The organism is Pseudomonas sp. 57B-090624, from assembly GCF_003234055.1.
GTDB classification, from domain to species: domain Bacteria; phylum Pseudomonadota; class Gammaproteobacteria; order Pseudomonadales; family Pseudomonadaceae; genus Metapseudomonas; species Metapseudomonas tohonis.
The window spans coordinates 17,529-42,189 of sequence record NZ_QKRU01000063.1 but is presented as its reverse complement, the minus strand read 5'-3'; the positions used below and the strand labels follow the sequence as shown (position 1 = coordinate 42,189).

Here is a 24,661-nt window from a genome sequence, read left to right as displayed (position 1 = left end):
CGCCCCGCCGCTCGCGCCAACCGCCACGGCCTTCTTGCACCCGCTCCTGAAATGCCCTCCCCTGTCGCCCGGCCCGATCAGCCCGCCGGCTAGAAACCGCTTCACAAACCCGGGCACGCCTTCGTCCTGCTTGCTTCGACCGGTCTGGCAAGGACTGCCAGTGCAGCACCTCCGCCCCCGGCGTTTAGAAGGATCACGGAATGATTATGGCGAGCAACCTGGACGCGAGCCTGGAGCAAGGCACGCAGAGGACACTGCTATGGAAATTTCTCATCGACCACGAACCGCTGATGCGCAAGCGCTGCCAGCAATTGACGCGCAACCCGCAGGACGCGGAGGACGCGCTCAGCGAGTTGCGCCTGCGCCTGTTCACCCTGCTCTTGCGCGAACCGGGGCGGCTGGACGGCATCGACAATGTGCCGGCCTGGCTGCGCCGGGTGGCCAGCAACCATTGCATCGACCGGCTGCGCAGCACGCCGCTCACCTGCAACCTGGACTGGCTGGACCAGCAACTGCACGACAACGCGGCCTGGCAGCCGCACCAGTTGGGTCCGGAGCGCCAGGCCTGCCTGCAGGAGGCGGTGGAGGTGCTGGACAAGGCGCTGAACCGGCTGCCGCCCAACCTCGGCCAGGCGCTGGAACAGCACTGTATCTGCGGGGTGGAGTACGTGGAGCTGGCGGGCCTGCTGCACGTCAGCGAACCCAACCTGCGCAAGCGCGTGCAACTGGCACGCCGGCAGTTGCGCGACTGGCTGGGTGCCCTGTGCGAGGCGGGTAACGAAGGCTGAGCCGCTGGACGGGAGGCCCGCCCCCAGGGGGCGGGCCGAACGATCAGAAGTTGCCGATCGGGTAGGCGGTGTTGAGGAACCAGAGGCCGCCGATCTGGTTGACGTAGCCGCCGATGGTGAAGGGGGTACCCGCTTCACCGACGCAGTAGCCCGCTGCCGCCACGGAGGGGGCCGAAGGGCCGGTGAAGAAGTTGGCGCCGGCACCCGGGCCGATGGCCTGGAACGGGTGGGTGTAGGCGTAGCGGACCGATTCGATCACCTGCTGCTGGGTGCAGCTGTCGGGGTAGAAGGTCGAGGCACCGGGCGGGGGCACCTTCAATACCATGGCCCCGGCGCCGTTGACGATCTGCACCCCCAGCCCGCGATAGCGATAGGGCCCGGGATGCGCCGCGCCCGGCTGCACGAAGAACTGCTGCCCGGCGGTGATCTGCGCGGCGAAGGGTGCCATCGGCCCCACGCCCACGCGCGGGTCGTGGCTGTTGGGCCGCGAGTGGAAGCCCACCGCGTTCCCCGCGCCGTTGATCTCGCCGCAGAAGATGTGGCGCTGGTTGATCTGCGGGTTCATCCGGCTGTTGGCGAGCCCCGCGCCCATCTGCACCGGCAGCGGGTTGACCCCGGGTGCACCGGGCGCGCAGTTGATCTGGGCGAGCGCCGGCACGCTGCAGCAGGCGGCCAGCAAACCCAGGGGCAGGGTTTTCTTGAAGCATTCCATGGCGTATCTCCTTCATCTGTCTGGGCGGTAGGTGCCCAGCAGCAATGACGGGAGGCCGCCGCATCCGTGACGCCGGACCGCCGCACGGCGGCCAGTGCCATGCAGCGTTCACAGGCCGGTGGATGGGCCGTCATGGAAACAGGCCCGGACAGGTGTCGGGGCCGTAACGGAACCAAGGAGAAAGGAACCATGACCACTTTCAACGTGAACTTCGCCGTGGACGACATGGAGGGCAAGACCGTGCTGGTCTTCCTCAAGCCGCAGAACCCGCAGCGCGACTACCGCGTCCACGCCTGGCAGGTGCTCACCGGGTCGGCCGGCGCCACGGAGTCCTTCGACTACGAGGCGGAGATCGAGACGGACGTGAGCAGCCTCGGCGAGAAGGCCGGCAACCAGATCATCTCCGGGCGCCGCGCCATCCTGCCCGGCCAGTTGCTGCAGGCCATCAGCCCCAACGGCCTGTCGCCGCAGCTGGAACCGGCGTCCACGTCGCTGGCGCTGGAGAAGCTGACGCCCCAGCAGTGCGGCGTGATCAACAAGACCAACCCGTACACCCAGTTCGACAGCAACTGGTACGTCAACGGCCGCCCGGTGGTGACCATGCCCAAGGTGGACTCGCGCATGACCGTGAGCTTCGAGTACGAGCCCAACTTCTACTTCATGGTCGCCACCCCGCCCATGATCGGGCAGACCTACATCGTGCAGAACTTCTCGGACATGACCCGCTACGTGGCGCCCATCACCGCCACCGAAGTGGACGTGACCCTGACCCGCCCGAACGGCCTGTGGACCTTCGATTTCCTCGCCCGCTGAGGCACGCGCAACCCGCAGGACAGGAGCCCCCGGCGAGCGATCGCCGGGGGCTTTTGCGTCGGGCAGGCTCCCGGGCTGAAGCCCGGGCCACGATGCTCCCCGTCGAGGAGCGGCCGGCGCCATGGCGGTTGCCATCATCCGGCAGAAACCCGTTTTCTGATCCATCATCAACGCCTGCTCCGGCATGTGCCGGGGCTATGACGGAACCAAGGAGACAGGGACCCATGATGGTTTTCAACGTGCATTTCGATGTGGAGGACATGGAGGGGAAAACCGTTCTGGTCTTCCTCAAGCCACAGAATCCGCAGCGCGACTACGACATCCACGCCTGGCGGGTGCTGACCGGTTCGGCGGGCGCTACGGAGCGGTTCGACTACGAGGACCAGATCGAGACCGATCTCTCCAGTTCGGGCGATACCCCGGATGAGCAGATCATCTCCACACGCGTGGCCGTGCAGCCCGGCCAGTTGCTGCAGGCGGTCAGCCCGGCAGGGCTGTCGCCGCGCCTGCAACCGGCACCCACATCGCTGGCGCAGGAAAAGCTCACCCCGCAGCAGTGCGGCGTGATCAACCAGACCAACCCCTTCATCCAGTTCACGTGCAACTGGTATGTGGGCGGCCATCCGGTGGTGAGCATGCCCAAGGTGGACCTGAACATGACGGTGAGCTTCGAGATGGTGCCGGGCCGGTTCTACTTCATGGTGGCCTCTCCACCGCTGGCGGGGCAGACCTACATCGTGCAGAACTTCTCGGACATGACCCAGTACGTGGCGCCCATCACCGCCACCGAAGTGGACGTGAACCTCACCCGCCCTGGCGGCTTGTGGACCTTCGAATTCAGCGCCCGCTGAAGCGGCCTGGCGAGCGATCGCGGGGCTTCCCGGTTGCATCTGTGAACGGCCATCAATCGGCAACGGGGCGGGGACTGGCTCATGATCAGTGCCCGCCCCGTTAGCGGGCCCGATGGAGAAGGGACATGGAATACAAGATCAATTTCGGCATCGATGCCAGCGAGCTCCAGCTCCTTGAAAAGCAGGAATACAAGATCGTCACATTCCAGAAGCCGGGCAGCACCCACAACCCGGCCTGGTGCGTACTGACACCCCCGGCGCCGCACACGTGGATCGACTTCGACGCCGGTTACAACCTCTACAAGGGCTACAAGACCGGTGAGGGCTTCGTGCCTGTCCAGGTGGATGCATCGGAGCTGGGGTCTTCGCCCCACGAGGCACTGCCCCTGTCGGAGCGAGACGGCCTGGGAAAAGACAAGGCGGACTGATCCTGGTCCCCGAAACGAAAAAGCCCCTGGCGATCACTCACCAGGGGCTTTTCATTGCCGTTCAGGTCAGAGCGGCTTGCCGCGGTTGCCGTGGGCGGCGACGAAGGCCTGGATGGTCTTCAGGTCGTTGGCCAGGACGGTGCAGCGTTCCTCGCGCTGGAACAGGTCGGCGAGGTGCGGCGGCAGGGCCGGAACCGCTTCGATGCCGGCCTTCTCCACCGCTTCCGGGAACTTGACCGGGTGCGCGGTGCCGAGGGTGACCATGGGGATGGATGGGCTGCGGCGGCATTCACGCGCGGCACGCACGCCGATGGCGGTGTGCGGGTCCAGCAGTTCGCCGCATTCCGCGTAGACCTCGGCGATGGTTTCGCAGGTCTGCTCGTCGGTGACGGCGAGGGAGTCGAACAGCTTGCGCGCTTCGGTCCAGCGGTCGTCCTCGACGCTGAAGCCGCCGCCCTGGCGGAAGGTGTCCATCAGGCCGGCGATGGCGGCACCGTTGCGGCCGTGCAGGTCGAACAGCAGGCGCTCGAAGTTGGACGAGACCATGATGTCCATGGACGGCGACAGGGTCGGGTGCAGGGTGTCCTTGACGTACTGGTTGCCGCTCATGAAGCGGTGCAGGATGTCGTTGCGGTTGGTGGCGACGATCAGCTGGCTGATCGGCAGGCCCATGTTGCGCGCCAGGTAGCCGGCGAAGATGTCGCCGAAGTTGCCGGTGGGCACGGAGAAGGCCACGGAACGGGCCGGGCCACCGAGCTGCAGGGCGGCGTGGAAGTAGTAGACGATCTGGGCCATGATCCGCGCCCAGTTGATCGAGTTGACCGCGACCAGGCGGGTGCCCTTGAGGAAGCCCTGGTCGGCGAAGCTGGCCTTGACCATCTCCTGGCAGTCGTCGAAGTTGCCTTCCACGGCGATGTTGTGGATGTTCTCGCCGAGGATGGTGGTCATCTGCCGGCGCTGCACCTCGGATACACGGTTGTGCGGGTGCATGATGAAGATGTCGACGTGCTCGCAGGCCTTGCAGCCTTCGATGGCGGCCGAACCGGTATCGCCGGAGGTGGCGCCCATGATCACGACGCGCTCGCCGCGCTTGGACAGCACGTGGTCGAGCAGGCGGCCGAGCAGCTGCAGGGCGAAGTCCTTGAAGGCCAGGGTCGGGCCGTGGAACAGCTCCAGCACCCACTCGTTGCCGTTCAGCTGGCGCAGCGGCGCCACGGCGTTGTGGGCGAAGACGCCGTAGGTCTCCTCGAGGATCTTCTTGAAGTCGGCGTCATTGATGCTGCCGGCAACGAACGGGCGCATCACGCGGAAGGCCAGCTCGTGATACGGCAGGCCGGCCCAGGAGGCGATCTCCTCGACGGTGAAGCGCGGCAGGTTTTCCGGTACGTAGAGGCCGCCGTCGGTGGCGAGGCCAGCCAGCAGCACGTCTTCGAAGTTCAGGGCCGGGGCCTGGCCGCGGGTACTGATATAGCGCATGGGTACAAACCTTCGGTTTGAGCTGCAAGCTGCAAGTTTCAAGCTGCAAGCGGTACGCCCGCTTGCGGCTTATGGCTTGGAGCTTGCCGCTCCAAATTAATTGAGCTGTTCGACGCGGATGCGAACCACGCTGCCGGCCACGTCGTCGAGGGCTTCCAGTGCGGCGATGGCGTCGTTAACGCGCGCTTCGACGACCCGGTGGGTAACCAGGATCATCGGCACCAGTCCGTCCTGCTCTTCGACTTCCTTCTGCATGATGGATTCGATGTTGATGCCGCGCTCGGACAGGATGGTGGCCACCTGGGCCAGTACGCCCGGGTGGTCCTTGGCCTGGATGCGCAGGTAGTAGGCGCTCTCGCAGGCGTCGATCGGGAGGATCGGGTGGTCGGACAGCGAATCCGGCTGGAAGGCCAGGTGCGGTACGTGGTTCTCCGGGTCGGCGGTCAGCGCGCGGACCACGTCCACCACGTCGGCGACCACGGCGGAGGCGGTGGGCTCCATGCCGGCGCCGGGGCCGTAGTAGAGGGTGCTGCCGGCGGCGTCGCCGTTGACCATGACGGCGTTCATCACGCCGTTGACGTTGGCGATCAGGCGGTCGGCCGGGATCAGGGTCGGGTGCACGCGCAGCTCGATGCCCTTGTCGGTACGGCGGGCCACGCCCAGGTGCTTGATGCGGTAGCCCAGGGCCTCGGCGTAGTTGACGTCGGCGCTGGTGAGTTTGGAGATGCCTTCGGTGTAGGCCTTGTCGAACTGCAGCGGGATGCCGAAGGCGATGGAGGCGAGGATGGTCAGCTTGTGGGCGGCATCGATGCCTTCGACGTCGAAGGTCGGGTCGGCTTCGGCGTAGCCCAGCGCTTGCGCTTCCTTGAGCACGTCGTCGAAGGCGCGGCCTTTCTCGCGCATCTCGGTGAGGATGAAGTTGCCGGTGCCGTTGATGATGCCGGCCAGCCAGTTGATGCGGTTGGCCGAGAGCCCTTCGCGGATCGCCTTGATCACCGGGATGCCACCGGCGACGGCGGCCTCGAAGGCGACGATGACGCCCTTCTCGCGCGCCTTGGCGAAGATCTCGTTGCCATGCACGGCGATCAGCGCCTTGTTGGCGGTGACCACGTGCTTGCCATTCTCGATGGCCTTGAGCACGAGGTCGCGGGCCAGGGTGTAGCCACCGATCAGTTCGATGACGATGTCGATTTCCGGGTTGTCGACCAGCTCGAAGATGTCTGCGGTGATGGGGGTGGTACCGGTTTCACACTTCGGATTGGGGCGACGGGCGGCAATCTGGGCAACCTCGATTCCACGCCCGGCACGGCGGGCGATCTCCTCGGCGTTGCGTTTGAGTACGTTGAAGGTGCCGCCACCGACGGTCCCCAGGCCACAGATGCCTACTTTTACCGGCTTCACGCTGAACTCCCCATCTTCACTGCGAAAAACGGCCGGGCATGGTCCCGGCCGTGGAAAAGAGCCGCACTTTACGAAGCGGCTGATTTTTGGTCAATCGATGTGATGCGCGCCGGGAGCCCGTGTTACTTGGCTTCCAGGGCGATCTTGGCCAGCTGCGGAGCCGGTTGGTAGCCCGGGATCATCTGGCCGTTGCCGAGGACGATGGCCGGCGTGCCGTTGACGCCGATCATCTGGCCCAGCTCGAACTGCTTGGCCACCGGGTTGTTGCAGGTGGCGGCAGGGAGTTCCTCGCGGGACTTGGCCTTGTTCATCGCGGCCTGGCGGTCCTTGCTGCACCAGACGCTGACCAGGCTGTTGTAGCCGTGGCTGCCGATGCCCTGGCGCGGGAAGGCGACATAGCGCACCTCGATGCCGCGGCGGTTGAGCTCGGGCACTTCGCTGTGCAGTTTCTGGCAGTAGCCGCAATCGGTGTCGGTGAACACGGTGATGTGCGCCTTGGCCGGCTCCTTGGGCGCGAAGACCACCATCTCGCTCTCGGGGATGGCGTTGATCTCCTTGGCGATGGAGCGGCTTTCGGACTGCTCGGTGAGGTTCACCGGCTTGCCGTCCTTCACGTGGTAGAGGTAGCCCTGCATCAGGTACTGGCCGTCGGCGCTGGTGTAGAGCATGCGACCGCCCTTGAGTTGCACCTGGTAGATGCCGCTCATGGGGCTTTCACCGATGGATTCGATGGGCAGGCCCAGTTCGAGGCCGTCGAGGGTCTTGCGGATGGCCTGGTCCGGATCGTCGGCAAGGCTGAAGGTGCTGACCAGGCCAAGGGCCATGGCTGCGAAAAGTCGGGTCACGCGCATGGTTACTCCTGTGGAGCGGCGACATTCGGGCGGATGCCGAAGATTATCACACAAGCCCCGCGCCACCGCGCCAGAGAGCCGAACGGAGGTACGGCGGGGATATCCGGTGCGCTCAGGGGCCAATCGAGCGGCGTGCGCGGCTCAGCCTCGAGGATGGTGCCGGGCGTGCAGGTCCTTGAGCCGCGCCTGGGCGATGTGGGTGTAGATCTGCGTGGTGGACAGGTCGGTGTGCCCCAGCAGCATCTGCACCACGCGCAGGTCGGCGCCGTGATTGAGCAGGTGGGTGGCGAAGGCGTGGCGCAGGGTGTGGGGCGACAGCGACTTGGCGATGCCGGCGACCTTGGCCTGGTGCTTGATGCGGTACCAGAAGGTCTGCCGGGTCATCTGCTCGCCGCGCTGGCTGGGGAAGAGCACGTCGCTGGGCTTGCCGTCGAGCAGGAAGGGCCGCGACTCGCGGACGTAGCGCTCGATCCAGGCGATGGCTTCCTCGCCCAGCGGCACCAGGCGTTCCTTGCTGCCCTTGCCGAAGACCCTGACCACGCCCTGGCGCAGGTTGACCTGTTCCAGGGTCAGCCCCACCAGTTCGCTGACCCGCAGCCCGCACGCGTAGAGGACTTCGAGCATGGCGCGGTCGCGCAGGCCGATGGGGTCGTCCAGCTCCGGGGCCTCCAGCAGCGCTTCGACATCGGCCTCGGACAGCGACTTGGGCAGCGGCCGCCCGAGCAGCGGCAGGTCCACCTGCAGGGTCGGGTCCTCGGCGATCAGGCCCTCGGCCAGGAGAAAACGGTAGAAGCCACGCGCACCGGAGAGGAAGCGCGCAGTGGAGCGGGCCTTGTAGCCCTGTTCGAGGCGCCAGGCCAGGTGGTCGAGGATCAGGTCGCGACCGGCGTGCTGCAGGCTCGCTCCGCGCTCCACCGCCCAGGCATTGAAGTGCGCCAGGTCGCTTCGGTAGGCGGATCGGGTGTGGGGCGAGAGGCCTTTTTCCAGCCACAGGGCATCGAGAAAACGGTCGATCAGGGGGTGGTCGAGGGCAGGCATGGCGGAACGCTGACGGGATGAACGGCGTCTAGTCTTCCACAAGCGTCCCGCCCTTCACCAGCGACAAGGAGTCCTGATGGACGAAACCGCGATTCTCCTCGCCCTCGGCGGCATGGGCCTGGCCGCCCTCGGCAGCCAGTGGCTGGCGTGGCGCCTGCGCCTGCCGGCCATCCTCTTCCTGCTGCTCTCGGGCATTCTCGCCGGGCCGGTGCTGGGGGTGCTGGACCCGCAGGCACTGTTCGGCCCGCTGCTGTTCCCCCTCACCTCCCTGGCGGTGGCGCTGATCCTCTTCGAGGGCAGCCTGACGCTGCACCACTCCGAGTGGAAGGAAATCGGCACCGTGGTACGCCGCATGGTCACCCTGGGTGCGCTGGTGACCTGGGCGGTGATCGCGCTGGCAACGCACCTGCTGCTGGGCTTCGCCTGGGACCTGGCGCTGCTGTTCGGCTCGCTGACGCTGGTCACCGGGCCGACGGTGATCGTGCCGATACTCCGCGTGGTGCGCCCGCGCAGCTCCATCGCCAACATCCTGCGCTGGGAAGGCATCGTCATCGACCCCATCGGTGCACTGCTGGCGGTGGTGGTGTTCAGCTTCATCGTCAGCCGCGACCAGGGCGGCTGGAGCCAGAGCCTGGCGACCTTCGCCAGCGTGATCGCCTGCGGCAGCCTGCTCGGTGCATTCGGTGGCTGGGCCTTCGGTACGGTGCTGCGGCGCCACTGGCTGCCCGAGTACCTGCAGAACCTGGCGGCCCTGGCCGCGGTGCTGGGCGTGTTCATCGGCGCCAACCTGCTGGTGCACGAATCCGGCCTGCTGGCGGTGACGGTGATGGGCATGGGCCTGGCCAACATGCGCGGGGTGGATATCAAGCCGATCCTGCACTTCAAGGAGAACCTCAGCGTGCTGCTGATCTCCGGGCTGTTCATCCTCCTCGCCGCGCGCCTCGACCTGGCGGCGCTGATCGCCCTGGGGCCGGCGACGCTGGTGCTGCTGGCGGTGATCCAGTTCATCGCGCGGCCACTGAACGTGGCGCTTTGCACCCTCGGCTCGCCCCTGGGCTGGCGCGAGCGTGCGTTGCTGGCCTGGATCGCACCACGGGGCATCGTCGCCGCAGCGGTGTCGGCGATCTTCGCCCTGCGCCTGCAGCAGCACGGCAATGACCAGGCCCACCTGCTGGTGCCGCTGACCTTCCTGGTGATCATCGGCACCGTGGTGCTGCAGAGCGCCACGGCCCGCCCGCTGGCGCGCCTGCTGAAGGTCGCGGACCCGGCCCCGGCGGGCTTCCTCATCATCGGTGCCAACCCGGTGGCGCGGGCGATCGGCAAGGCGCTGCAGCAACTGGGCAGCCGCGTGCTGCTCACCGACTCCAGCTGGGAAAACATCCGCGCCGCACGCATGGACAACCTGCCCACCTATTTCGGCAACCCCACCTCGCAGCACGCCGAGGCACACCTCGACCTGGTCGGGCTTGGCCACCTGCTGGCGCTCTCCCCTTCCAGCGAGATGAACGCCCTGGCCTGCATGCACTTCCGTCACGACTTCCCCGCCCTGCGCCGCTTCACCCTGCCCAGCGGCGCGGAGAGCCGACGCACCGACAAGCACCGGGCCAGCAAACAGGTGCGCGGGCGGGCGCTGGGCTCGCCGGCCCTGAGCTACCCGCAGTTCGCCAGCAAGCTCAGCCGGGGCGCGGAGATCCGCACGACCACCCTGACCACGAACTTCGACTGGGACGCCTACCGGGCCCTGAACGGTGATCAGGCGGTGCTGCTGTTGGCCCGTGACCCGCGCGGCTGGGTGCACCTGGCCAGCACGGAGGCGCCCCTGAAACCGGAGGCCGGCTGGAGCCTGGTGGCGCTGGTCGAGGAAGACGCCCAGACGCCTGCGAGGCACGGCGAGGAGGCTACGTCCTAGGCACATGGACAGGCGGTCATGTAAGCCTATCCTTTGTTTGGTGACAGCCTCTTCTTACGGGAGGATGATTTCACCTTGCCACCACTCCACCGGTCACCCCCATGTCGAATCAGCAGAAATCACGCCTTGGCCAGATCCTGGTCAACAAGGGACTGATCACCAGCCAGCAGCTGGACGCTGCCATCAAACTCCAGCTGACCAGCGACAAGCGTCTTGGCGAGGTGCTGATCGAACAGGGCCTGCTGAGCCGCCGGCAACTCGACCGGGCCTTGAAGAAACAGAGCAATCTGCGCCTGGCCGCGACCCTTGTGGCGGCGCTGATGAGCCCCTTCCAGATGGCCAGCGCCGACATCCAGCAGACGCCCAGCGCCATCAGCCAGCAGCACACGCCCAAGGGCCTGCGCCCGCTGAGCGACGCCGAGATGAGCGACGTCAGCGCCCAGGGCCTGGACGAGGTGCTGCAGGGCCTGTTCGTGCAGGCCGAAGGCGGGGATGGCATCGCCACGGTGAAGGCCTTGAGCCGCCTGGTGATGCCGGTGCTCGACAGCCTGGAAGCCGAAACCTCGATGAAGGACGTGGTCTACGACACCCGCCACATGCGCTCGACCGTCAACCCCGACGGCTCGATCAACGTGCGCCTGCCCAGCTCCATCGGCGAGCTGCGCTTCGACAATGTGCGGGTCGCCGGCGCGCCGCAGGGCCAGAGCTTCGGCAGCCTGACCCTGAGCAACATCGACCTCTCCCAGGCCTCGCTGAAGATCGCCCTGCGGCACTGATGGCCGGGCCCGCGACCCGGCTCGCAAGCACGGGCCGGGCCTGCACCGGGGTCAGGCGGCGGCTTCGGCGGCTGACGCCACGTCCGGCAATACCGGCACCGGGCGCTTCTGGTCGTCGATGGCGACGAAGCTGAACACGCCGGTGATGGCTTTCTCGCGGCCGTTCTCGTACATGCTCTCGACGAACACCTCGACCTCCACCTTGAGGCTGGTGTTGCCCACCTTCACCACGCGCCCGACCAGTTCGACGATGGAGCCGGCGGGAATGGGGTGCTTGAAATCGATGCGATCGGTGGAAACCGTCACCAGCGGCAGGCGGCAGAAGCGCGTCGCGCAGATGAAGGACACCTCGTCCATCCACGCCAGCGCCGTGCCGCCGAACAGGGTGTTGTGGTGGTTGGTGGTCGGCGGGAACACCGCCTTGGTCACGCGGCTTTCGGACAAGGCTGTGCGCCGGGTGATTTCTTGCTCTCTCGGGGTCATGCCACTACTACCTGAATGAAACCCAATGTGGCTGCCACCCGTGCGGTGTCTGTTGTCGTTGTTGTGCGCGTTCGGAAGGGCAGATCGGCTCCCGATGGCCGCGATTGACGGCCATTTCGCGGGAAACGCCGTGGGGCGTGCCCCCGCGGCGGCGCGATTATTCCACAGCCCGCCCCGCCCCGCAGCCTCACCTCTCGCACTCCACGCCAGGGCGAAAGCGCCTTTCGCGCCTCGCGCACCTCTCTTTTCCCGGCAAGGCAACGCCTCTGGATGCCGGTGACCCCAGAGCCCTGCCCATCGGCCTTCAGAGCATCTCTTGTAGGAACCATGCGCAACCACCTGGGGACATTTCCCAAGCAGCATTTGCGGTGGCTCCGGCGTGAGCGGAATGGGCTATTTTCCGCTGCCACCGCAGTTCGATCCGGCGGTTCCCGCAACCCCGCCCATGAAGGAAGCCCCATGCACAGAACGCGACTCGCCCGCACGCTGCCAGGCGTCCTTGTCGGCGTGCTCCTCGCCGGGCTGACAGCGAACCTCCCGGCCGAGGAACAGCTCCCCTTGCTCGGCCGACCCTTGCCCACTGACACCCAGGCGGAACTGGATCTCGAAGACTGGCGCTGGTTGCGGGACAAGCGCGAGCTGCGCCTGGGCATCGGCAACGATCTGCCGCCCTTCGACATCACCACCAGCGGGCGTGATTTCGAGGGCCTCACCGCCGATGTCGCCGGAGTCATCGCCGACAAGCTCGGCATCGGCATCAAGGTATTGCGCTACCCCAGCCGGGAAGAGGCGTTACGGGCCCTGGAAGAGGGCCATGTCGACCTGCTCAGTGCCTCCAACTCGTTCGAGACGAACAACCGCCAGTTGCTGCTCAGCGACACCTACGCGCCCGACCAGCCGGTGCTGGTCAGCCGTGACGACGAGCGCCGGCCGCTATCACCGGGGCTGGCAGGCATGCACCTGGTGATGTCTGCCGACTACCAGCCGGTGGAGCGGATTCGCACTCACTATCCGCTGGCGCGGGTCAGCACCGCGGTCGATCCCCGCTCCGCCCTGCGCGCGGTGGCCCTGGGCCGCGCCGACCTCTACCTGGGCGACCTGGTGGTGGCCAACTACCTGCTCAACCAGAGCCAGGCCGGGCCCCTGCGGCTCGCCGGCTACAGCAAGATGCCCAGCGGCGGGTTCGGCTTCGCCATGCGCAATGACCAGCCGGAACTGCGCAAGGTGGTGAATGCCGCACTGGCCAGCATTCCACCGGAACGCCAGAGCGAGCTGCTCAAGCGCTGGAGCGGCGGCAACGGCCCGCTGCTGTCGGACGCCAGCCTGGTGTTCACCCAGCAGGAGCAGCGCTGGCTGCTGCAGCATCCGGTGCTGCGCATCGCCACCTACGGCAACCTGTCGCCCGTGAGCTTCTTCGACAGCGATGGCAACTACCACGGCATCACCGCCGACGTGCTGGACCAGGTGCGCATGCGCACCGGGCTGCGCTTCGAGATCATCCGCACCAGCAGCCAGAAGGAGATGATCGAGAAGCTGAAGTCCGGCGAGGCCGACCTGATTGGCGCGCTGAACCCGGCGATCGAGAACGTGCAGGGGCTGGCCTTCACCCGTCCGTACATGAACGCAGGGCTGGTCATCGTTAGCCGCCGCGACAACGCCGATTCGGCGGAACTGGAATCACTGGACGGCAAGCGCATCGCAACGCCCCGCGACCCGCGACTGCACCAATGGCTGCACCAAAACTACCCCCGCGCCGTACCCGTGGAGCTGGACTCGATGCATGAGGCGCTGACGCTCACGGCCGATGGCAACGTCGATGCCAGCATCATCCCCGGCACCGTGGCCGAGCACCTGGTGCAGCGCTTCTTCGACGAGCAGCTGTGGATATCCGACGTGGTGCCGCAGTTGCTCGAAGCCACAGCCTTCGCACTCAGGCGCGGCGACCTGGAACTGCTGTCGGTACTGGACAAGACCCTGATCAACATCCCGCCGGACGAACTGGGGGTACTGGTCAACCAACGCTGGCGCTCCACGGTGGAGGTGGCCAGGCCGACCTGGCGCGACTACGAGCGGCTCATCTATCAGGTGGGGGGCGTGGTCGGGCTGCTGCTCAGTGTGTCGCTGGTCTGGAACATCTACCTGCGCCGTCAGATGCAGCTGAGGGCGGCCGCCGAGCATGCGCTGAATGATCAGCTGCAGCTGATGGAGACGCTGATCAACGGCACCCCGCACCCCATCTATGTGCGCGATCGCGACAACCGCCTGCTGCTGTGCAACGACAACTACCTGGCAGCGCTCTCCATCGACCGCGAACAGGCGATCGGGGCGCTGCCGCTGGAGGGCATCTTCGACGACGACGGTTGCACCCCGAATCTGCTGGAGGACTACCGCCGCGTGATGGAGAGCGGAGAAAGCCTGCAAGCCGACCGCCGGCTGAATCATCCGGACGGGCCTTTCAGCATCTTTCACTGGATCGAACCCTTCCGCGACTCCCGCGGCATCATCCGCGGCGTTGTCGCCGGCTGGATCGACATCACCGAGCGCCTGCGCCTGGTGGCCGACCTGCAGGAGGCGAAGGAACGAGCCGATGAGGCCAGCCGCGCCAAGAGCACGTTCCTGGCGACCATGAGCCATGAGATCCGCACGCCGATGAACGCAGTGATCGGCATGCTCGAACTGACCCTTCAGCGCGCCGACCAGGGGCAACTGGACCGCCCGGCCATCGAGATCGCCCATGACTCGGCCAATAGCCTGCTGGAGCTGATCGGCAACATCCTCGACATCGCCCGCATCGAGTCCGGTCGCCTGACCCTCAGCCCGGTTCGCTGCAACCTGCGCGAACAGGTGGAGAGCGTGGTGCGCGTATTCGACGGCCTGGCTCGGCAGAAGAGCCTCTCCCTGGAGCTGGAGTTCGACCCGAGGGCCGGCGTCGAGGTGCTGCTGGACCCGGTGCGCTTCAAGCAGGTGCTCTCCAACCTGGTCAGCAATGCCATCAAGTTCACCGAGCGCGGCCGGGTGAGCCTGCGGATATCCGGGCAGCCCTGCCAGGACAAACGCCTGGAGCTGATCGTGCAGGTGGAAGACAGCGGCCCGGGCATCGAGCCGGAAGACCTGGCCCAGCTGTTCCAGCCCTTCAGCCAGGGGCGCCACCAGGGCACCAATACCCTGGGTGGAACCGGTCTGGGGCTGGTCATCAGCCGGACCCTCTGCGAAATGATGGGTGGCAGCATCGACATGTCCAGCCAACCCGGCAGGGGCACCTGCGTGACGGTGCGACTGACCCTGCAAGTGCTCGACCCCCTGCCCCGCACCGAAACGCCATCGGTTGCACCGATCACCGCGCCCGAACGGCGCCTCGACATCCTGGTGGTGGACGATCACCCGGCCAACCGCGAGTTGCTCAAGCAGCAACTGCTCTTCCTCGGCCACCGGGTCTGCGATGCCCAGAACGGCGCCGGCGGGCTGGAGCTCTGGCAACGACAGCGCTTCGACCTGGTGATCAGCGATTGCAACATGCCGGTCATGAACGGCTACGACCTGGCCCGTGCGGTGCGCCAGCAGGAGCGACGCGACGCACTGCCACCCTGCCGCTTCATCGGCTACACCGCCAACGCACAGAACGAGGAACACGAGCGATGCCGCCAGGCAGGCATGGATGCCTGCCTGTTCAAGCCCATCAGCCTGGCGGAGCTGGCCGCCCTGCTGGCCGGCATAGCGCCGCAGGCCAAGGGCCCCGAACCCATGCCCATTTCCTGCGACCTGCGGGAATTCGAGTACCTGGCCGGCCGCGACCCGGCCCTGCGCACGCGCCTGCTGGACACGCTGCTGCGCAGCAACCAGAGCGACCTGGCGTTGATGCGGGACTTCATCGATCAAGGCGACAGGCCGGCGATCGCGGAGGTGGCGCACAAGATCAAGGGCGCCGCGAAGATCGTCCAGGCACGCCCTCTGATTAGCCATTGCGAGGCGCTGGAAGCCTTGTGCGAAAACCATGCGAGCGATGACGCGCTGGCAGCGCAGTTCACCGAGCTGCAATTCGAACTGGAACGCCTGGAATGCTGCCTGGCGGAAATCATGGACAACGCTTGAGCCCCGAACCACAACCCTGGGCACGTCGCGTGCGTGACTGGGCGCGGGCGCGAGTGGCGTGCCATCCACCCTGGCCACACCAGAGGGCTCGACGGGCGAGCCGACTTTCCCGCGCCCAATAAAAAACCCGCCGCGGTTTCCCGGGGCGGGCTTCTGAGGGAAGCGGTACTTAGACCAGCTTCTCCTTGATGCGAGCTGCCTTGCCGGACAGGTCGCGGAGGTAGTACAGCTTGGCCTTGCGCACGTCACCGCGGCGCTTGACGCTCAGGCTGTCGACCAGCGGGGAGTAGGTCTGGAAAGTACGCTCTACGCCTACGCCGTTGGAGATCTTGCGCACGGTGAAAGCACTGTTCAGGCCGCGGTTGCGCTTGGCGATGACAACACCTTCGAAGGCCTGCAGACGCTGACGGTCGCCTTCCTTCACTTTCACTTGCACGATCACGGTGTCGCCGGGGGCGAAAGCCGGGATCTCTTTGTTCATTTGTTCAGCTTCGAGTTGCTGAATGATCTTGTTGGTCATCGCTGCGCTCCTAAGACAAGCCGCCGGCCTGCCATCGATACGTTAACTATCGTCCCGCTGACGGATGTATTCCGCCAACAGCTTCTTCTCTTCTCCAGAAAGCGAGCGGCTATCCAGAAGATCGGCTCGACGTTCCCAGGTCCGACCAAGGGACTGCTGCAAACGCCAACGCCGGATGTGTTCGTGGTTGCCGCTAAGCAACACATCGGGAACACGTTTGTCCGCATACACCTCAGGTCGGGTGTAGTGCGGGCAATCGAGGAGACCGTCCGTGAAGGAGTCTTCCTCTGCGGAATCCGCATGGCCCAGCGCGCCGGGCAACAACCGCGTCACCGCGTCGATCAGCACCATTGCCGGCAGCTCACCGCCGGACAATACGTAGTCGCCGATCGACCATTCCTCGTCGACGTGCTCTTCGATGAAGCGCTCGTCGATACCTTCGTAGCGACCGGCAATCAGAATCATGGATTCCGACTGGACCAGTTCGCGCACGGCCTCCTGCTTGAGCTGGCGACCCTGCGGCGAAAGGTAGATCACCTTCGCCTGCTCCCCGGCCGATGCCTTGGCAGCTGCCAGGGCCCGCTCGAGGGGCTGTATCTTCATCACCATCCCCGGGCCACCGCCGAAGGGCCGGTCGTCCACCGTCTGGTGGCGGTCCTCGGTGAAGGTCCGCGGGTTCCAGCAGGTCAGCTTGAGCAGCCCCTGCTTTACCGCTCGGCTGGTGATGCCGTATTCGCTGATGGCGGCGAACATCTCCGGAAAGATGCTGATGACCTCGACCTGCATGCTTTTCATGTCATGCAGCTCAGAAGTCAGCGTCCCAGTCCACCCGCATCTCGCCTGTTTCCAGGTCGATCGCCAGCACGCATTGCTCCGTATAGGGCAACAGGCGCTCACGGTCATCGAGGCTGCCGGTGCAGGGCTTGACCACCATCACGTCGTTGGCGCCGGTCTCCAGCAGATGATCGACCTTGCCGAGCAGTTGCCCTTGCTGGTCGATGACCTTGAGACCTTCCAACTGATGCCAGTAGTACTCGTCATCGCTGAGTTCCGGCAGCTCGCTGCGGGGCACGCAAATGTCGAAGCCCGCGTAAGTACGAGCGACTTCGCGATCATCGAGACCCTTCAGCTTTGCCACCAGGACCTTGCCATGCAAGCGTCCACTGGCCAATTCGACCTGCTTTACCTCGTTGTCACGCCTGAGCGTCCAACGACGGTAATCGAGCACGTTATCCAGCGGGTCGGTAAAGGAATACACCTTCACCTCGCCACGTACGCCATGCACCGAGAAAATCTTGCCGAGAACGATAAGATCCTCGGCCTGTGCCGGCGTCGTGCTCATAAAGTTGCTTAGGCAGCAGCCTTGGCAGCTTCCTTCAGCAGCTGAGCAACGCGCTCAGACGGCTGGGCGCCCTGGCTCAGCCAGTAGGTGGCGCGCTCCTGGTTCACGGAGAGCTTCACTTCAGCACCCGTGGCGATCGGGTTGAAGAAGCCGATACGCTCTACGAAGCGACCGTCGCGCGCATTGCGGCTGTTGGTCACGGTCAGGTGGTAGAAGGGGCGCTTCTTGGAGCCGCCACGAGCAAGACGGATGGTTACCATTGAACTTCGTTCCTATAGTCGGTGCTTTTCAAGCTGTGCACACACATGGGCCATGGGCCCGAAAGGCCGCATATTCTAAGGATTATCCGGCCGATTGCAAATCTCTTTTGCGAGCCACCTGTCGGTGGCCGCTGCAGGCCACGGGTTTCAGGCCATCAGGCGCTCAAGAGCCACCCGCCGGCCATCGCCCGAAGCTCCTCTCCATCACATCTTCGGCATGCCGCCGCCGGGGAACATGCCACCCATGCCGCGCATCATCTTGGCCATGCCGCCCTTGGCGGTGACCTTCTTCATCATCTTCTGCATCTGCTTGTGCTGCTTGATCAGGCGGCCGACATCCTGCACCTGGGTGCCGGAGCCGAGCGCGATGCGGCGCTTGCGCGAGCCACTGATGACTTCCGGGTCGCGGCGCTCGGCGGGGGTCATCGAGTTGATGATGGCCTCCATCTGCTTGAACTGCTTCTCCGCTGCGCCCTGGGCGTTGCCCATCTGCGCCAGGTTGACGCCACCGAGCATCGGCAGCTTGTCCATGAGGCCGCCCAGGCCGCCCATGTTCTTCATCTGCTGCAGCTGGTCGCGGAAGTCCTCGAGGTCGAAGCCCTTGCCCTTCTTGATCTTCTTCGCGAGCTTCTCGGCCTTGTCGCGATCCATGTTCTGCTCGGCCTGCTCGATCAGGCTGAGCACGTCACCCATGCCGAGGATGCGCGAGGCGATGCGGTCCGGATGGAAGGGATCGAGCGCTTCGCTCTTCTCGCCCATGCCGAGGAACTTGATCGGCTTGCCGGTGATGGCGCGCACCGACAGCGCGGCACCGCCGCGGGCGTCACCGTCGACCTTGGTCAGCACGACGCCGGTCAGCGGCAGTGCCTCGCCGAAGGCCTTGGCGGTGTTGGCGGCGTCCTGGCCGGTCATGGCGTCGACCACGAACAGCGTCTCGACGGGCTTGATCGCGGCATGCAGTGCCTGGATCTCGGCCATCATCTCGCCGTCGATGTGCAGGCGACCGGCGGTGTCCACCAGCACCACGTCGATGAACTTCAGCTTCGCCTCGCGGATCGCCGCCTCGGCGATGTCCACCGGCTTCTGGCTGATGTCGGAGGGGAAGAAGGTGACGCCGATATCGGCGGCCAGGGTTTCCAGCTGCTTGATCGCCGCGGGACGGTAGACGTCGGCCGAGACCACCAGCACGGATTTCTTCTTGCGCTCCTTGAGGAAGCGCGCCAGCTTGCCGACGGTGGTGGTCTTGCCCGCGCCCTGCAGGCCGGCCATGAGCACGACGGCAGGCGGCGCGGCGGCCAGGGACAGGTCCTCGTTGGCCGCGCCCATCAGCTCGATCAGCTCGGCCTGGACGATCTTCACGAAAGCCTGGCCCGGCGTCAGGCTCTTCGACACCTCGGTGCCGACGGCGCGCTCCTTGACCTTGTTGACGAAGTCCTTGACCACCGGCAGGGCGACGTCGGCCTCGAGCAGGGCCATGCGGACTTCGCGCAGGGTGTCCTTGATGTTGTCCTCGGTCAGCTTGGCCTTGCCGGTGACATGGCGCAGCGTCTGTGAGAGGCGGTCTGTAAGATTTTCGAACATGCACGTTCCTTTCGGGTTCGTCCGAACCGAGGGTGAGCTTGCGGCAAGCGGCGGATTATAGCGAAGTGCGGGCGGCGCCGACACCGCCTACGGTCTTTCGTGAGCGCCCCCATCTGTGCCACACTCAGCGCCTTTCGGGCTTGCCTTACAAGGACTTATGCACCCTCTGCTGCCCAGCCTCCTGGCTGCCTTCCTTTACGCGGGCGCCACCACCTACCAGGGCCTGCGCCTTCGCCAGCGCACCGCGCCGGACAAACGCCTGCTCGTGTCGCTCGGTGCCCTGGCACTCGTCGCCCATGCGTTCAGCCTTTATATCCAGCTGATCACCCCGGTGGGCCTGACCCTCGACTTCTTCAACGCCGCCAGCCTGATCGCCGCCGCCGTGATCCTCCTCACGTTGCTGGCGATCTCGCGGATTCCGGTGGAGAACCTGCTCCTGCTGCTCCTGCCACTGGGGCTGCTGACGGTGCTCCTGGCCGCCTTCGCCCCCTCCGGGACGGTGCAGGCGATCGACGAGGAACCGGGCATCCTGGCGCACATCCTCTTGTCGATCCTGGCCTACGGCATGCTCACCATCGCCGTGTTCCAGTCGCTGCTGCTGCTGCTCCAGGACCACCAGCTCAAGCACAAGCACCCCTCCGGACTGATCCGCAACTTCCCGGCGCTGCAGACCATGGAGAGCCTGCTGTTCGGCTTCCTCTGGGCCGGCTGGGCCCTGCTGTCGCTGTCGCTGGTCTCCGGCTGGCTGTTCGTCGAGAACCTGTTCGCCCAGCACCTGGCCCACAAGACCATCCTGTCATGCATCGCCTGGGTGGTATTCGCCGTGCTGCTGTGGGGCCGCCACCAGCTGGGCTGGCGCGGACACAAGGCCATCCGCTGGACCCTGGCGGGCTTCTGCCTGCTGATGCTCGCCTACTTCGGCAGCAAGCTGGTCCGCGAATTCATCCTGCACATCTGAGATGCCCATCGACGGATTCTTCGCCGGCCTGCTGTTCGGGCTTCTGCTCGCCTGCCTCGCCGGCTCGGTGCTGGCCTGGAGCCTGTCGCGTCGGCGCCGCCAGCCGGTGCAGGTCGAACCCGAAGCGACGCCACGCCTGCCCGCCACGCTGACCGAAGCCCTGCAACGCGTCACCATCGCCGCGATCATGGTCCCGCGCAGCGAGATCCAGGGCATCGACATCAGCCAGTCGCCGGAGCGCATCCTCGAACAGTTGCGCACCGCCACCCACACACGCCTGCCGGTGTACCGCGAGGACATCAACCAGATCGAGGGCATCCTGCATATCCGCCAGGTCGCCCGCCTGTTGCCCCAGGACGGGGTCAGCGCCGAAGACCTGCTGGCGGCTTGCCGCGAGACCTATTTCGTGCCGGAAAGCACCCCGCTGCTCACCCAGCTGGTGAACTTCCAGAAGGAACAACGCCGCGTCGGCATCGTGGTCGACGAATACGGCGACGTGATCGGCCTGGTCAGCCTGGAGGACATCTTCCAGGAGCTGATCGGCGAATTCGGCAGCCTCGATGACCTCGCACCCAACCCGGCGATCCAGCCCCAGGAGGACGGCCGCTTCGAGCTGGATGGCTCCCTGCACCTGCGCGAGCTCAACCGCGTGCTCGGCTGGCACCTGCCCTGCGAAGGCCCCAAGACCCTCAACGGCCTGATCACCGAAGCCCTGGAGCAGATCCCCGACACCAGCGTGTGCCTGAAGATAGGCCCCTACCGCCTGGAGATCCTGCAGTCCGGCGAGAACCGCGTACAGCGCGTGCTGGCCTGGCGCGCCTGAGCCTCCCGCAGCCCCGGCCAAGGCCCCTTGCCGTGGTTTTCCAGCGCTTTCTATAATCTGGCCGGGCCCACCCTGCCCATCCGGCCGCCGCAGCTACCCGCCCACGCGCCACCGGCCAGCCTGCCTGGCCGCCTGAGAACCACCTGCCACGGCCCCACAGGCCCGTCCGCAGCCCGCAAGGCCCCTGATCCGGCGACCCGCCGTATCATCCCCTTCCCTCAGCACAACACGACAGCCACGAGACTAGGTCGAGCCGTGACGGCCACGACGACTGACAGGGGACCACAGATGACCACCGCCACCTTGAGCGACAGCGCAGGCGCGCCACCGGCCAACTCGCCGGCCCGCGTCGCCACCGCCAGCTTCATCGGCACCGCCATCGAGTTCTACGACTTCTACATCTAAGCCACGGCTGCGGCCCTGGTGATCGGCCCGGTGTTCTTCCCGCAGACATCCGGCACCGCGCAGATGCTCTCGGCCTTCCTCACCTTCGGCATCGCCTTCCTCGCCCGGCCACTGGGCTCGGCACTGTTCGGCCACTTCGGCGACCGCATCGGGCGCAAGTCGACCCTGGTCGCCTCACTGCTGCTGATGGGCGCCTCCACTACGCTGATCGGCGTGCTGCCGGGCTATGAAAGCATCGGCGCCTGGGCACCGATCCTGCTGTGCCTGCTGCGCTTCGGCCAGGGCCTGGGGCTGGGCGGCGAGTGGGGTGGCGCGGCACTGCTGGCCACCGAGAACGCCCCGCCCGGCAAGCGCGCCTGGTTCGGCATGTTCCCGCAGCTCGGCCCGTCCATCGGTTTCCTCGCCGCCAACGGCCTGTTCCTCACCCTGGCCCTGTGCCTGAGCGACGAGCAGTTCCGCGCCTGGGGCTGGCGCATCCCCTTCCTGCTCAGCGCGGTGCTGGTGCTGGTCGGCCTCTATGTGCGCCTGAAGCTTGCGGAAACACCGGTCTTCGCCAAGGCCATGGCCCAGCACGAGCGGGTGAAGATGCCGGTGATCGAAGCCTTCGGCAGCCACTGGCGCCCGATCGTACTCGGCGCCCTGGCGATGGTGGTGTGCTACGCGCTGTTCTACATCTCCACCGTGTTCTCCCTCAGCCACGGTGTCGCCAGCCTCGGCTACAGCCGCGAAAGCTTCCTCGGGATGCTCTGCTTCGCGGTGCTGTTCATGGCGGCAGCCACCCCGCTCTCGGCCTGGCTGAGCGACCGTTTCGGGCGCAGGCCGGTGCTGATCGTGGGCTGCTCGCTGGCGATCCTCTCCGGCTTCGCCATGCAGCCACTGCTGACCCAGGGCTCGACCTTCTCGGTCACCCTGTTCCTCAGCATCGAACTGTTCCTGATGGGCGTGACCTTCGCCCCGATGGGAGCGCTGCTGCCGGAGCTGTTCCCCACCCACGTGCGCTACACCGGCGCCTCGGCGGCCTACAACCTCGGCGGCATCGTCGGGGCGTCGGTCGCACCCTTCTTCGCCCAGAAGCTGGTGGCCATGGGCGGGCTGTCCTGGGTCGGCGGCTACGTGTCGGTCGCGGCAGCGCTCAGCCTGCTGGCGGTGCTCTGCCTCAAGGAAACCCGCGACGACGACCTCGGCGCGGTGCGCTGAAACCTCAGGCTCCTGCCGCTTCCTCGAGGAGGCGGCAGTCGGCCGGCCGCACCCTGCCCGCCCGCACGATCCATTCCGCCAGCAAACCACCCCACACCCGGCACCCCAGCTGCGACGGGTGGTAGCCGTCCATGGCCAGGAAGTCCGCCTGCATGGCGATGGACGCGGCGCAGTGCTCGGCGTCCAGCTCCTCGGCCAGCGTGCGCACCTGCTCATCGAGCAGCCGCGCGCGCCAGCCCAGCAGGCGACGCAGCAGCCAGGGCAAGGCACTGAAGTGCTGCAGCGGCGGGACGGCAGCGAACACCACCTGGGTGCCACGCTCCATGAAGGGTGACGCCAGCTGCCGCAGGGACTCGCGCCAGTCGCGGGTAGAGCTGAAGTGGGTGGTGTCGTTGACGCCGAAGACCAGCAGCAGCAGGTCCACCGGCTCGCCCCGTACCAGCGGCAGCAGGCGCTCGCAGGCCTCGCCCGCAGTGATGCCGTTCTCGCCGCAGGCACGCCAGGCGACGGGGCGCTGCAACTGCTGTGAAAGGGCCGTCGCCAGCTGCCCCGGCAATGCCAGCTGCAGGCAGGAGACGCCGACGCCGGCGACCGTGGATTCGCCGATCAGCAAAACGCGCAGGGGCTCGCCCGGATACTCCGCGTCCGCCAGCCCATGGTCAGGACCGGCGGCGGGAGACAGGCGCAGGGCGGTGCGCCTGGTATACAGGGCCTGGGGCAGCACCAGGGGCATCAGCGCCAGCGCCGATGCCCACCACAGCAGCGCGGCCCCTCGGCTCACAGCTTGACGTCGACGGCCTGGGCCGCGCGGGTCGCCTTGGCGCGGGCCAGGTCGGTGGACTCATCGCGGGCCAGGGCCACGCCGAGGCGGCGCTGGCCATCCACCGCCGGCTTGCCGAACAGGCGCAGCGCGGTGTCAGGCTCGGCCAGGGCGGCCGAAAGATTGCCGAAGCTCATCTCGGTGGACTTGCCTTCCACCAGGATCACCGCCGAGGCGGACGGGCCGGACTGGCGGATCACCGGGATCGGCAGGCCGAGGATGGCGCGGGCGTGCAGGGCGAACTCGGAGAGCTCCTGGGAAATCAGGGTGACCAGGCCGGTGTCATGGGGGCGCGGCGACACCTCGCTGAACCACACCTGGTCGCCTTTCACGAACAGTTCCACGCCGAACAGGCCGCGACCACCGAGTGCCTCGGTCACGGCCTTGGCCACGCGCTCGGACTCGGCCAGGGCCTTGGGGCTCATCGCCTGGGGCTGCCAAGACTCGTGGTAGTCGCCCTTCACCTGGCGATGACCGATGGGCGCGCAGAAGGTGGTGCCGCCGACATGGCGCACGGTGAGCAGGGTGATTTCGTATTCGAAGTCGATGAAGCCCTCGACGATCACGCGACCCTTGCCGGCGCGGCCGCCTTCCTGCGCGTAGTCCCAGGCGTATTGCAGGTCGTCGTCACTCTTGAGCACCGACTGGCCCTTGCCGGAGGAGCTCATGATCGGCTTGACCACGCAGGGGTAGCCCACGCTGGCGACGGCGGCGCGGTAGTCCTCGAAGGTGTCGGCAAAATGGTAGGGCGAGGTGGGCAGGCCCAGCTCCTCGGCCGCCAGGCGGCGGATGCCCTCGCGGTTCATGGTCAGCTGCGCGGCGCGCGCGGTGGGGATCACGGTGTAGCCTTCGGCCTCCAGCTCCACCAGGGTGGCAGTGGCGATGGCCTCGATCTCCGGCACGATGTAGTGCGGCTTCTCCAGTTCGATGACGCGGCGCAGGGCCTCGCCGTCGAGCATGCTGATGACGTGGCTGCGATGGGCGACCTGCATGGCCGGCGCGTTCTCGTAGCGGTCGACGGCGATCACCTCGACGCCCAGGCGCTGCAGCTCGATCACCACTTCCTTGCCCAGCTCGCCAGAGCCGCAAAGCAGTACACGGGTCGCGCTCGGCGACAGCGGGGTTCCAATACGGGGCATC

21 protein-coding genes and 2 pseudogenes are annotated in these 24,661 nt (G+C 66.4%); 10 read left to right on the top strand and 13 right to left on the bottom strand.

Annotated elements, in window-relative coordinates; genetic code table 11:
• Positions 1–200 precede the first annotated feature (200 nt).
• Positions 201–788 carry an RNA polymerase sigma factor gene (locus DMX10_RS24720; RefSeq protein WP_111263584.1) on the top strand — a complete coding sequence of 196 codons (588 nt, stop codon included), beginning with the start codon at positions 201–203 and terminating at the stop codon, positions 786–788.
• Between the two features lie 43 nt (positions 789–831).
• Here the strand turns inward: DMX10_RS24720 and DMX10_RS24715 are convergent, their stop codons facing one another.
• Positions 832–1,500, bottom strand: a complete 669-nt coding sequence (locus DMX10_RS24715; RefSeq protein WP_111263583.1) for an EndoU domain-containing protein — start codon at positions 1,498–1,500, stop codon at positions 832–834.
• Positions 1,501–1,689: 189 nt separating this feature from the next.
• Here DMX10_RS24715 and DMX10_RS24710 point away from each other — a divergent pair, with 189 nt between their 5' ends.
• The 3 genes from DMX10_RS24710 to DMX10_RS24700 all read left to right on the top strand — a co-directional run bounded on the left by DMX10_RS24710 (position 1,690) and on the right by DMX10_RS24700 (position 3,592).
• Positions 1,690–2,313, top strand: a complete 624-nt coding sequence (locus DMX10_RS24710; protein ID WP_111263582.1) for a hypothetical protein — start codon at positions 1,690–1,692, stop codon at positions 2,311–2,313.
• A gap of 224 nt (positions 2,314–2,537) precedes the next feature.
• Positions 2,538–3,164 (top strand): hypothetical protein, encoded by a 627-nt coding sequence (locus tag DMX10_RS24705; protein ID WP_111263581.1) that lies wholly within the window; start codon positions 2,538–2,540, stop codon positions 3,162–3,164.
• Between the two features lie 125 nt (positions 3,165–3,289).
• Positions 3,290–3,592: a hypothetical protein gene (locus tag DMX10_RS24700; RefSeq protein WP_111263580.1), complete on the top strand. Its 303-nt coding sequence runs from the start codon at positions 3,290–3,292 to the stop codon at positions 3,590–3,592.
• Between the two features lie 66 nt (positions 3,593–3,658).
• On the opposite strand, the gene thrC is transcribed toward DMX10_RS24700, so the two are convergent.
• The 4 genes from thrC to xerD form a co-directional block, all read right to left on the bottom strand.
• Entirely contained in the window at positions 3,659–5,068 is a 1,410-nt protein-coding gene (gene thrC / locus DMX10_RS24695; protein WP_111263579.1) for a threonine synthase, read from the bottom strand.
• 96 nt (positions 5,069–5,164) lie between these two features.
• The gene (locus DMX10_RS24690; protein WP_111263578.1) at positions 5,165–6,469 is read right to left on the bottom strand and encodes a homoserine dehydrogenase; all 1,305 of its coding nucleotides are present in this window, start codon (positions 6,467–6,469) and stop codon (positions 5,165–5,167) included.
• 122 nt (positions 6,470–6,591) lie between these two features.
• A complete protein-coding gene (locus DMX10_RS24685) occupies positions 6,592–7,320 on the bottom strand; it encodes a thioredoxin fold domain-containing protein (protein WP_111263577.1) in 729 nt (242 codons plus the stop codon).
• 141 nt (positions 7,321–7,461) lie between these two features.
• Positions 7,462–8,358 (bottom strand): site-specific tyrosine recombinase XerD, encoded by an 897-nt coding sequence (xerD, locus tag DMX10_RS24680; RefSeq protein WP_111263576.1) that lies wholly within the window; start codon positions 8,356–8,358, stop codon positions 7,462–7,464.
• Between the two features lie 76 nt (positions 8,359–8,434).
• Here xerD and DMX10_RS24675 point away from each other — a divergent pair, with 76 nt between their 5' ends.
• The gene (locus tag DMX10_RS24675) at positions 8,435–10,267 is read left to right on the top strand and encodes a sodium:proton antiporter (RefSeq protein WP_111263575.1); all 1,833 of its coding nucleotides are present in this window, start codon (positions 8,435–8,437) and stop codon (positions 10,265–10,267) included.
• Between the two features lie 101 nt (positions 10,268–10,368).
• The gene (locus DMX10_RS24670) at positions 10,369–11,043 is read left to right on the top strand and encodes a hypothetical protein (protein WP_111263574.1); all 675 of its coding nucleotides are present in this window, start codon (positions 10,369–10,371) and stop codon (positions 11,041–11,043) included.
• A 51-nt stretch (positions 11,044–11,094) separates the two neighbouring features.
• On the opposite strand, the gene DMX10_RS24665 is transcribed toward DMX10_RS24670, so the two are convergent.
• Complete coding sequence (locus DMX10_RS24665; protein ID WP_111263573.1) at positions 11,095–11,526, bottom strand: acyl-CoA thioesterase; 432 nt, start codon at positions 11,524–11,526, stop codon at positions 11,095–11,097.
• Positions 11,527–11,985: 459 nt separating this feature from the next.
• Between DMX10_RS24665 and DMX10_RS24660 the strand changes: the two genes are divergently transcribed.
• On the top strand, positions 11,986–15,615 hold the full coding sequence (locus tag DMX10_RS24660; protein WP_158545627.1) for a transporter substrate-binding domain-containing protein: 3,630 nt from the start codon (positions 11,986–11,988) through the stop codon (positions 15,613–15,615).
• 169 nt (positions 15,616–15,784) lie between these two features.
• Here DMX10_RS24660 and rplS read toward each other — a convergent pair whose 3' ends face one another.
• The 5 genes from rplS to ffh all read right to left on the bottom strand — a co-directional run bounded on the left by rplS (position 15,785) and on the right by ffh (position 19,318).
• Positions 15,785–16,135 (bottom strand): 50S ribosomal protein L19, encoded by a 351-nt coding sequence (gene rplS, locus DMX10_RS24655; RefSeq protein WP_111263571.1) that lies wholly within the window; start codon positions 16,133–16,135, stop codon positions 15,785–15,787.
• 42 nt (positions 16,136–16,177) lie between these two features.
• Positions 16,178–16,930 (bottom strand): tRNA (guanosine(37)-N1)-methyltransferase TrmD, encoded by a 753-nt coding sequence (trmD, locus tag DMX10_RS24650; RefSeq protein ID WP_043240177.1) that lies wholly within the window; start codon positions 16,928–16,930, stop codon positions 16,178–16,180.
• A gap of 10 nt (positions 16,931–16,940) precedes the next feature.
• Positions 16,941–17,477 carry a ribosome maturation factor RimM gene (rimM, locus tag DMX10_RS24645; protein WP_111263570.1) on the bottom strand — a complete coding sequence of 179 codons (537 nt, stop codon included), beginning with the start codon at positions 17,475–17,477 and terminating at the stop codon, positions 16,941–16,943.
• Positions 17,478–17,485: 8 nt separating this feature from the next.
• On the bottom strand, positions 17,486–17,737 hold the full coding sequence (gene rpsP, locus DMX10_RS24640; RefSeq protein WP_111263569.1) for a 30S ribosomal protein S16: 252 nt from the start codon (positions 17,735–17,737) through the stop codon (positions 17,486–17,488).
• A 204-nt stretch (positions 17,738–17,941) separates the two neighbouring features.
• Complete coding sequence (gene ffh, locus DMX10_RS24635) at positions 17,942–19,318, bottom strand: signal recognition particle protein (protein WP_111263568.1); 1,377 nt, start codon at positions 19,316–19,318, stop codon at positions 17,942–17,944.
• Positions 19,319–19,475: 157 nt separating this feature from the next.
• Here ffh and DMX10_RS24630 point away from each other — a divergent pair, with 157 nt between their 5' ends.
• The 3 genes and pseudogenes from DMX10_RS24630 (at position 19,476) to DMX10_RS24620 (ending at position 22,701) form a co-directional block, all read left to right on the top strand.
• Positions 19,476–20,276: an inner membrane protein YpjD gene (locus DMX10_RS24630; RefSeq protein ID WP_111263567.1), complete on the top strand. Its 801-nt coding sequence runs from the start codon at positions 19,476–19,478 to the stop codon at positions 20,274–20,276.
• A gap of 160 nt (positions 20,277–20,436) precedes the next feature.
• Positions 20,437–21,099, top strand: a pseudogene (locus DMX10_RS24625) (transporter associated domain-containing protein); the annotation flags it as partial.
• Positions 21,100–21,387: 288 nt separating this feature from the next.
• Positions 21,388–22,701, top strand: a pseudogene (locus DMX10_RS24620) (MFS transporter).
• Positions 22,702–22,705: 4 nt separating this feature from the next.
• On the opposite strand, the gene DMX10_RS24615 reads toward DMX10_RS24620, so the two are convergent.
• Both DMX10_RS24615 and purT read right to left on the bottom strand, forming a co-directional pair.
• The gene (locus tag DMX10_RS24615; protein ID WP_111263565.1) at positions 22,706–23,482 is read right to left on the bottom strand and encodes an SGNH/GDSL hydrolase family protein; all 777 of its coding nucleotides are present in this window, start codon (positions 23,480–23,482) and stop codon (positions 22,706–22,708) included.
• On the bottom strand, positions 23,479–24,660 hold the full coding sequence (gene purT / locus DMX10_RS24610) for a formate-dependent phosphoribosylglycinamide formyltransferase (RefSeq protein WP_111263564.1): 1,182 nt from the start codon (positions 24,658–24,660) through the stop codon (positions 23,479–23,481). Before purT ends, DMX10_RS24615 begins: the two co-directional genes overlap by 4 nt.
• Position 24,661 lies beyond the last annotated feature (1 nt).

Bases quoted from the DNA above. Each gene is read 5' to 3' on its own strand.
- DMX10_RS24720 (WP_111263584.1), top strand. From the start codon at position 201: ATGATTATGGCGAGCAACCTGGACGCGAGCCTGGAGCAAGGCACGCAG.
- DMX10_RS24715 (WP_111263583.1), bottom strand. From the start codon at position 1,500: ATGGAATGCTTCAAGAAAACCCTGCCCCTGGGTTTGCTGGCCGCCTGC.
- DMX10_RS24710 (WP_111263582.1), top strand. From the start codon at position 1,690: ATGACCACTTTCAACGTGAACTTCGCCGTGGACGACATGGAGGGCAAG.
- DMX10_RS24705 (WP_111263581.1), top strand. From the start codon at position 2,538: ATGATGGTTTTCAACGTGCATTTCGATGTGGAGGACATGGAGGGGAAA.
- DMX10_RS24700 (WP_111263580.1), top strand. From the start codon at position 3,290: ATGGAATACAAGATCAATTTCGGCATCGATGCCAGCGAGCTCCAGCTC.
- thrC (WP_111263579.1), bottom strand. From the start codon at position 5,068: ATGCGCTATATCAGTACCCGCGGCCAGGCCCCGGCCCTGAACTTCGAA.
- DMX10_RS24685 (WP_111263577.1), bottom strand. From the start codon at position 7,320: ATGCGCGTGACCCGACTTTTCGCAGCCATGGCCCTTGGCCTGGTCAGC.
- xerD (WP_111263576.1), bottom strand. From the start codon at position 8,358: ATGCCTGCCCTCGACCACCCCCTGATCGACCGTTTTCTCGATGCCCTG.
- DMX10_RS24675 (WP_111263575.1), top strand. From the start codon at position 8,435: ATGGACGAAACCGCGATTCTCCTCGCCCTCGGCGGCATGGGCCTGGCC.
- DMX10_RS24670 (WP_111263574.1), top strand. From the start codon at position 10,369: ATGTCGAATCAGCAGAAATCACGCCTTGGCCAGATCCTGGTCAACAAG.
- DMX10_RS24665 (WP_111263573.1), bottom strand. From the start codon at position 11,526: ATGACCCCGAGAGAGCAAGAAATCACCCGGCGCACAGCCTTGTCCGAA.
- DMX10_RS24660 (WP_158545627.1), top strand. From the start codon at position 11,986: ATGCACAGAACGCGACTCGCCCGCACGCTGCCAGGCGTCCTTGTCGGC.
- rplS (WP_111263571.1), bottom strand. From the start codon at position 16,135: ATGACCAACAAGATCATTCAGCAACTCGAAGCTGAACAAATGAACAAA.
- trmD (WP_043240177.1), bottom strand. From the start codon at position 16,930: ATGAAAAGCATGCAGGTCGAGGTCATCAGCATCTTTCCGGAGATGTTC.
- rimM (WP_111263570.1), bottom strand. From the start codon at position 17,477: ATGAGCACGACGCCGGCACAGGCCGAGGATCTTATCGTTCTCGGCAAG.
- rpsP (WP_111263569.1), bottom strand. From the start codon at position 17,737: ATGGTAACCATCCGTCTTGCTCGTGGCGGCTCCAAGAAGCGCCCCTTC.
- ffh (WP_111263568.1), bottom strand. From the start codon at position 19,318: ATGTTCGAAAATCTTACAGACCGCCTCTCACAGACGCTGCGCCATGTC.
- DMX10_RS24630 (WP_111263567.1), top strand. From the start codon at position 19,476: ATGCACCCTCTGCTGCCCAGCCTCCTGGCTGCCTTCCTTTACGCGGGC.
- purT (WP_111263564.1), bottom strand. From the start codon at position 24,660: ATGCCCCGTATTGGAACCCCGCTGTCGCCGAGCGCGACCCGTGTACTG.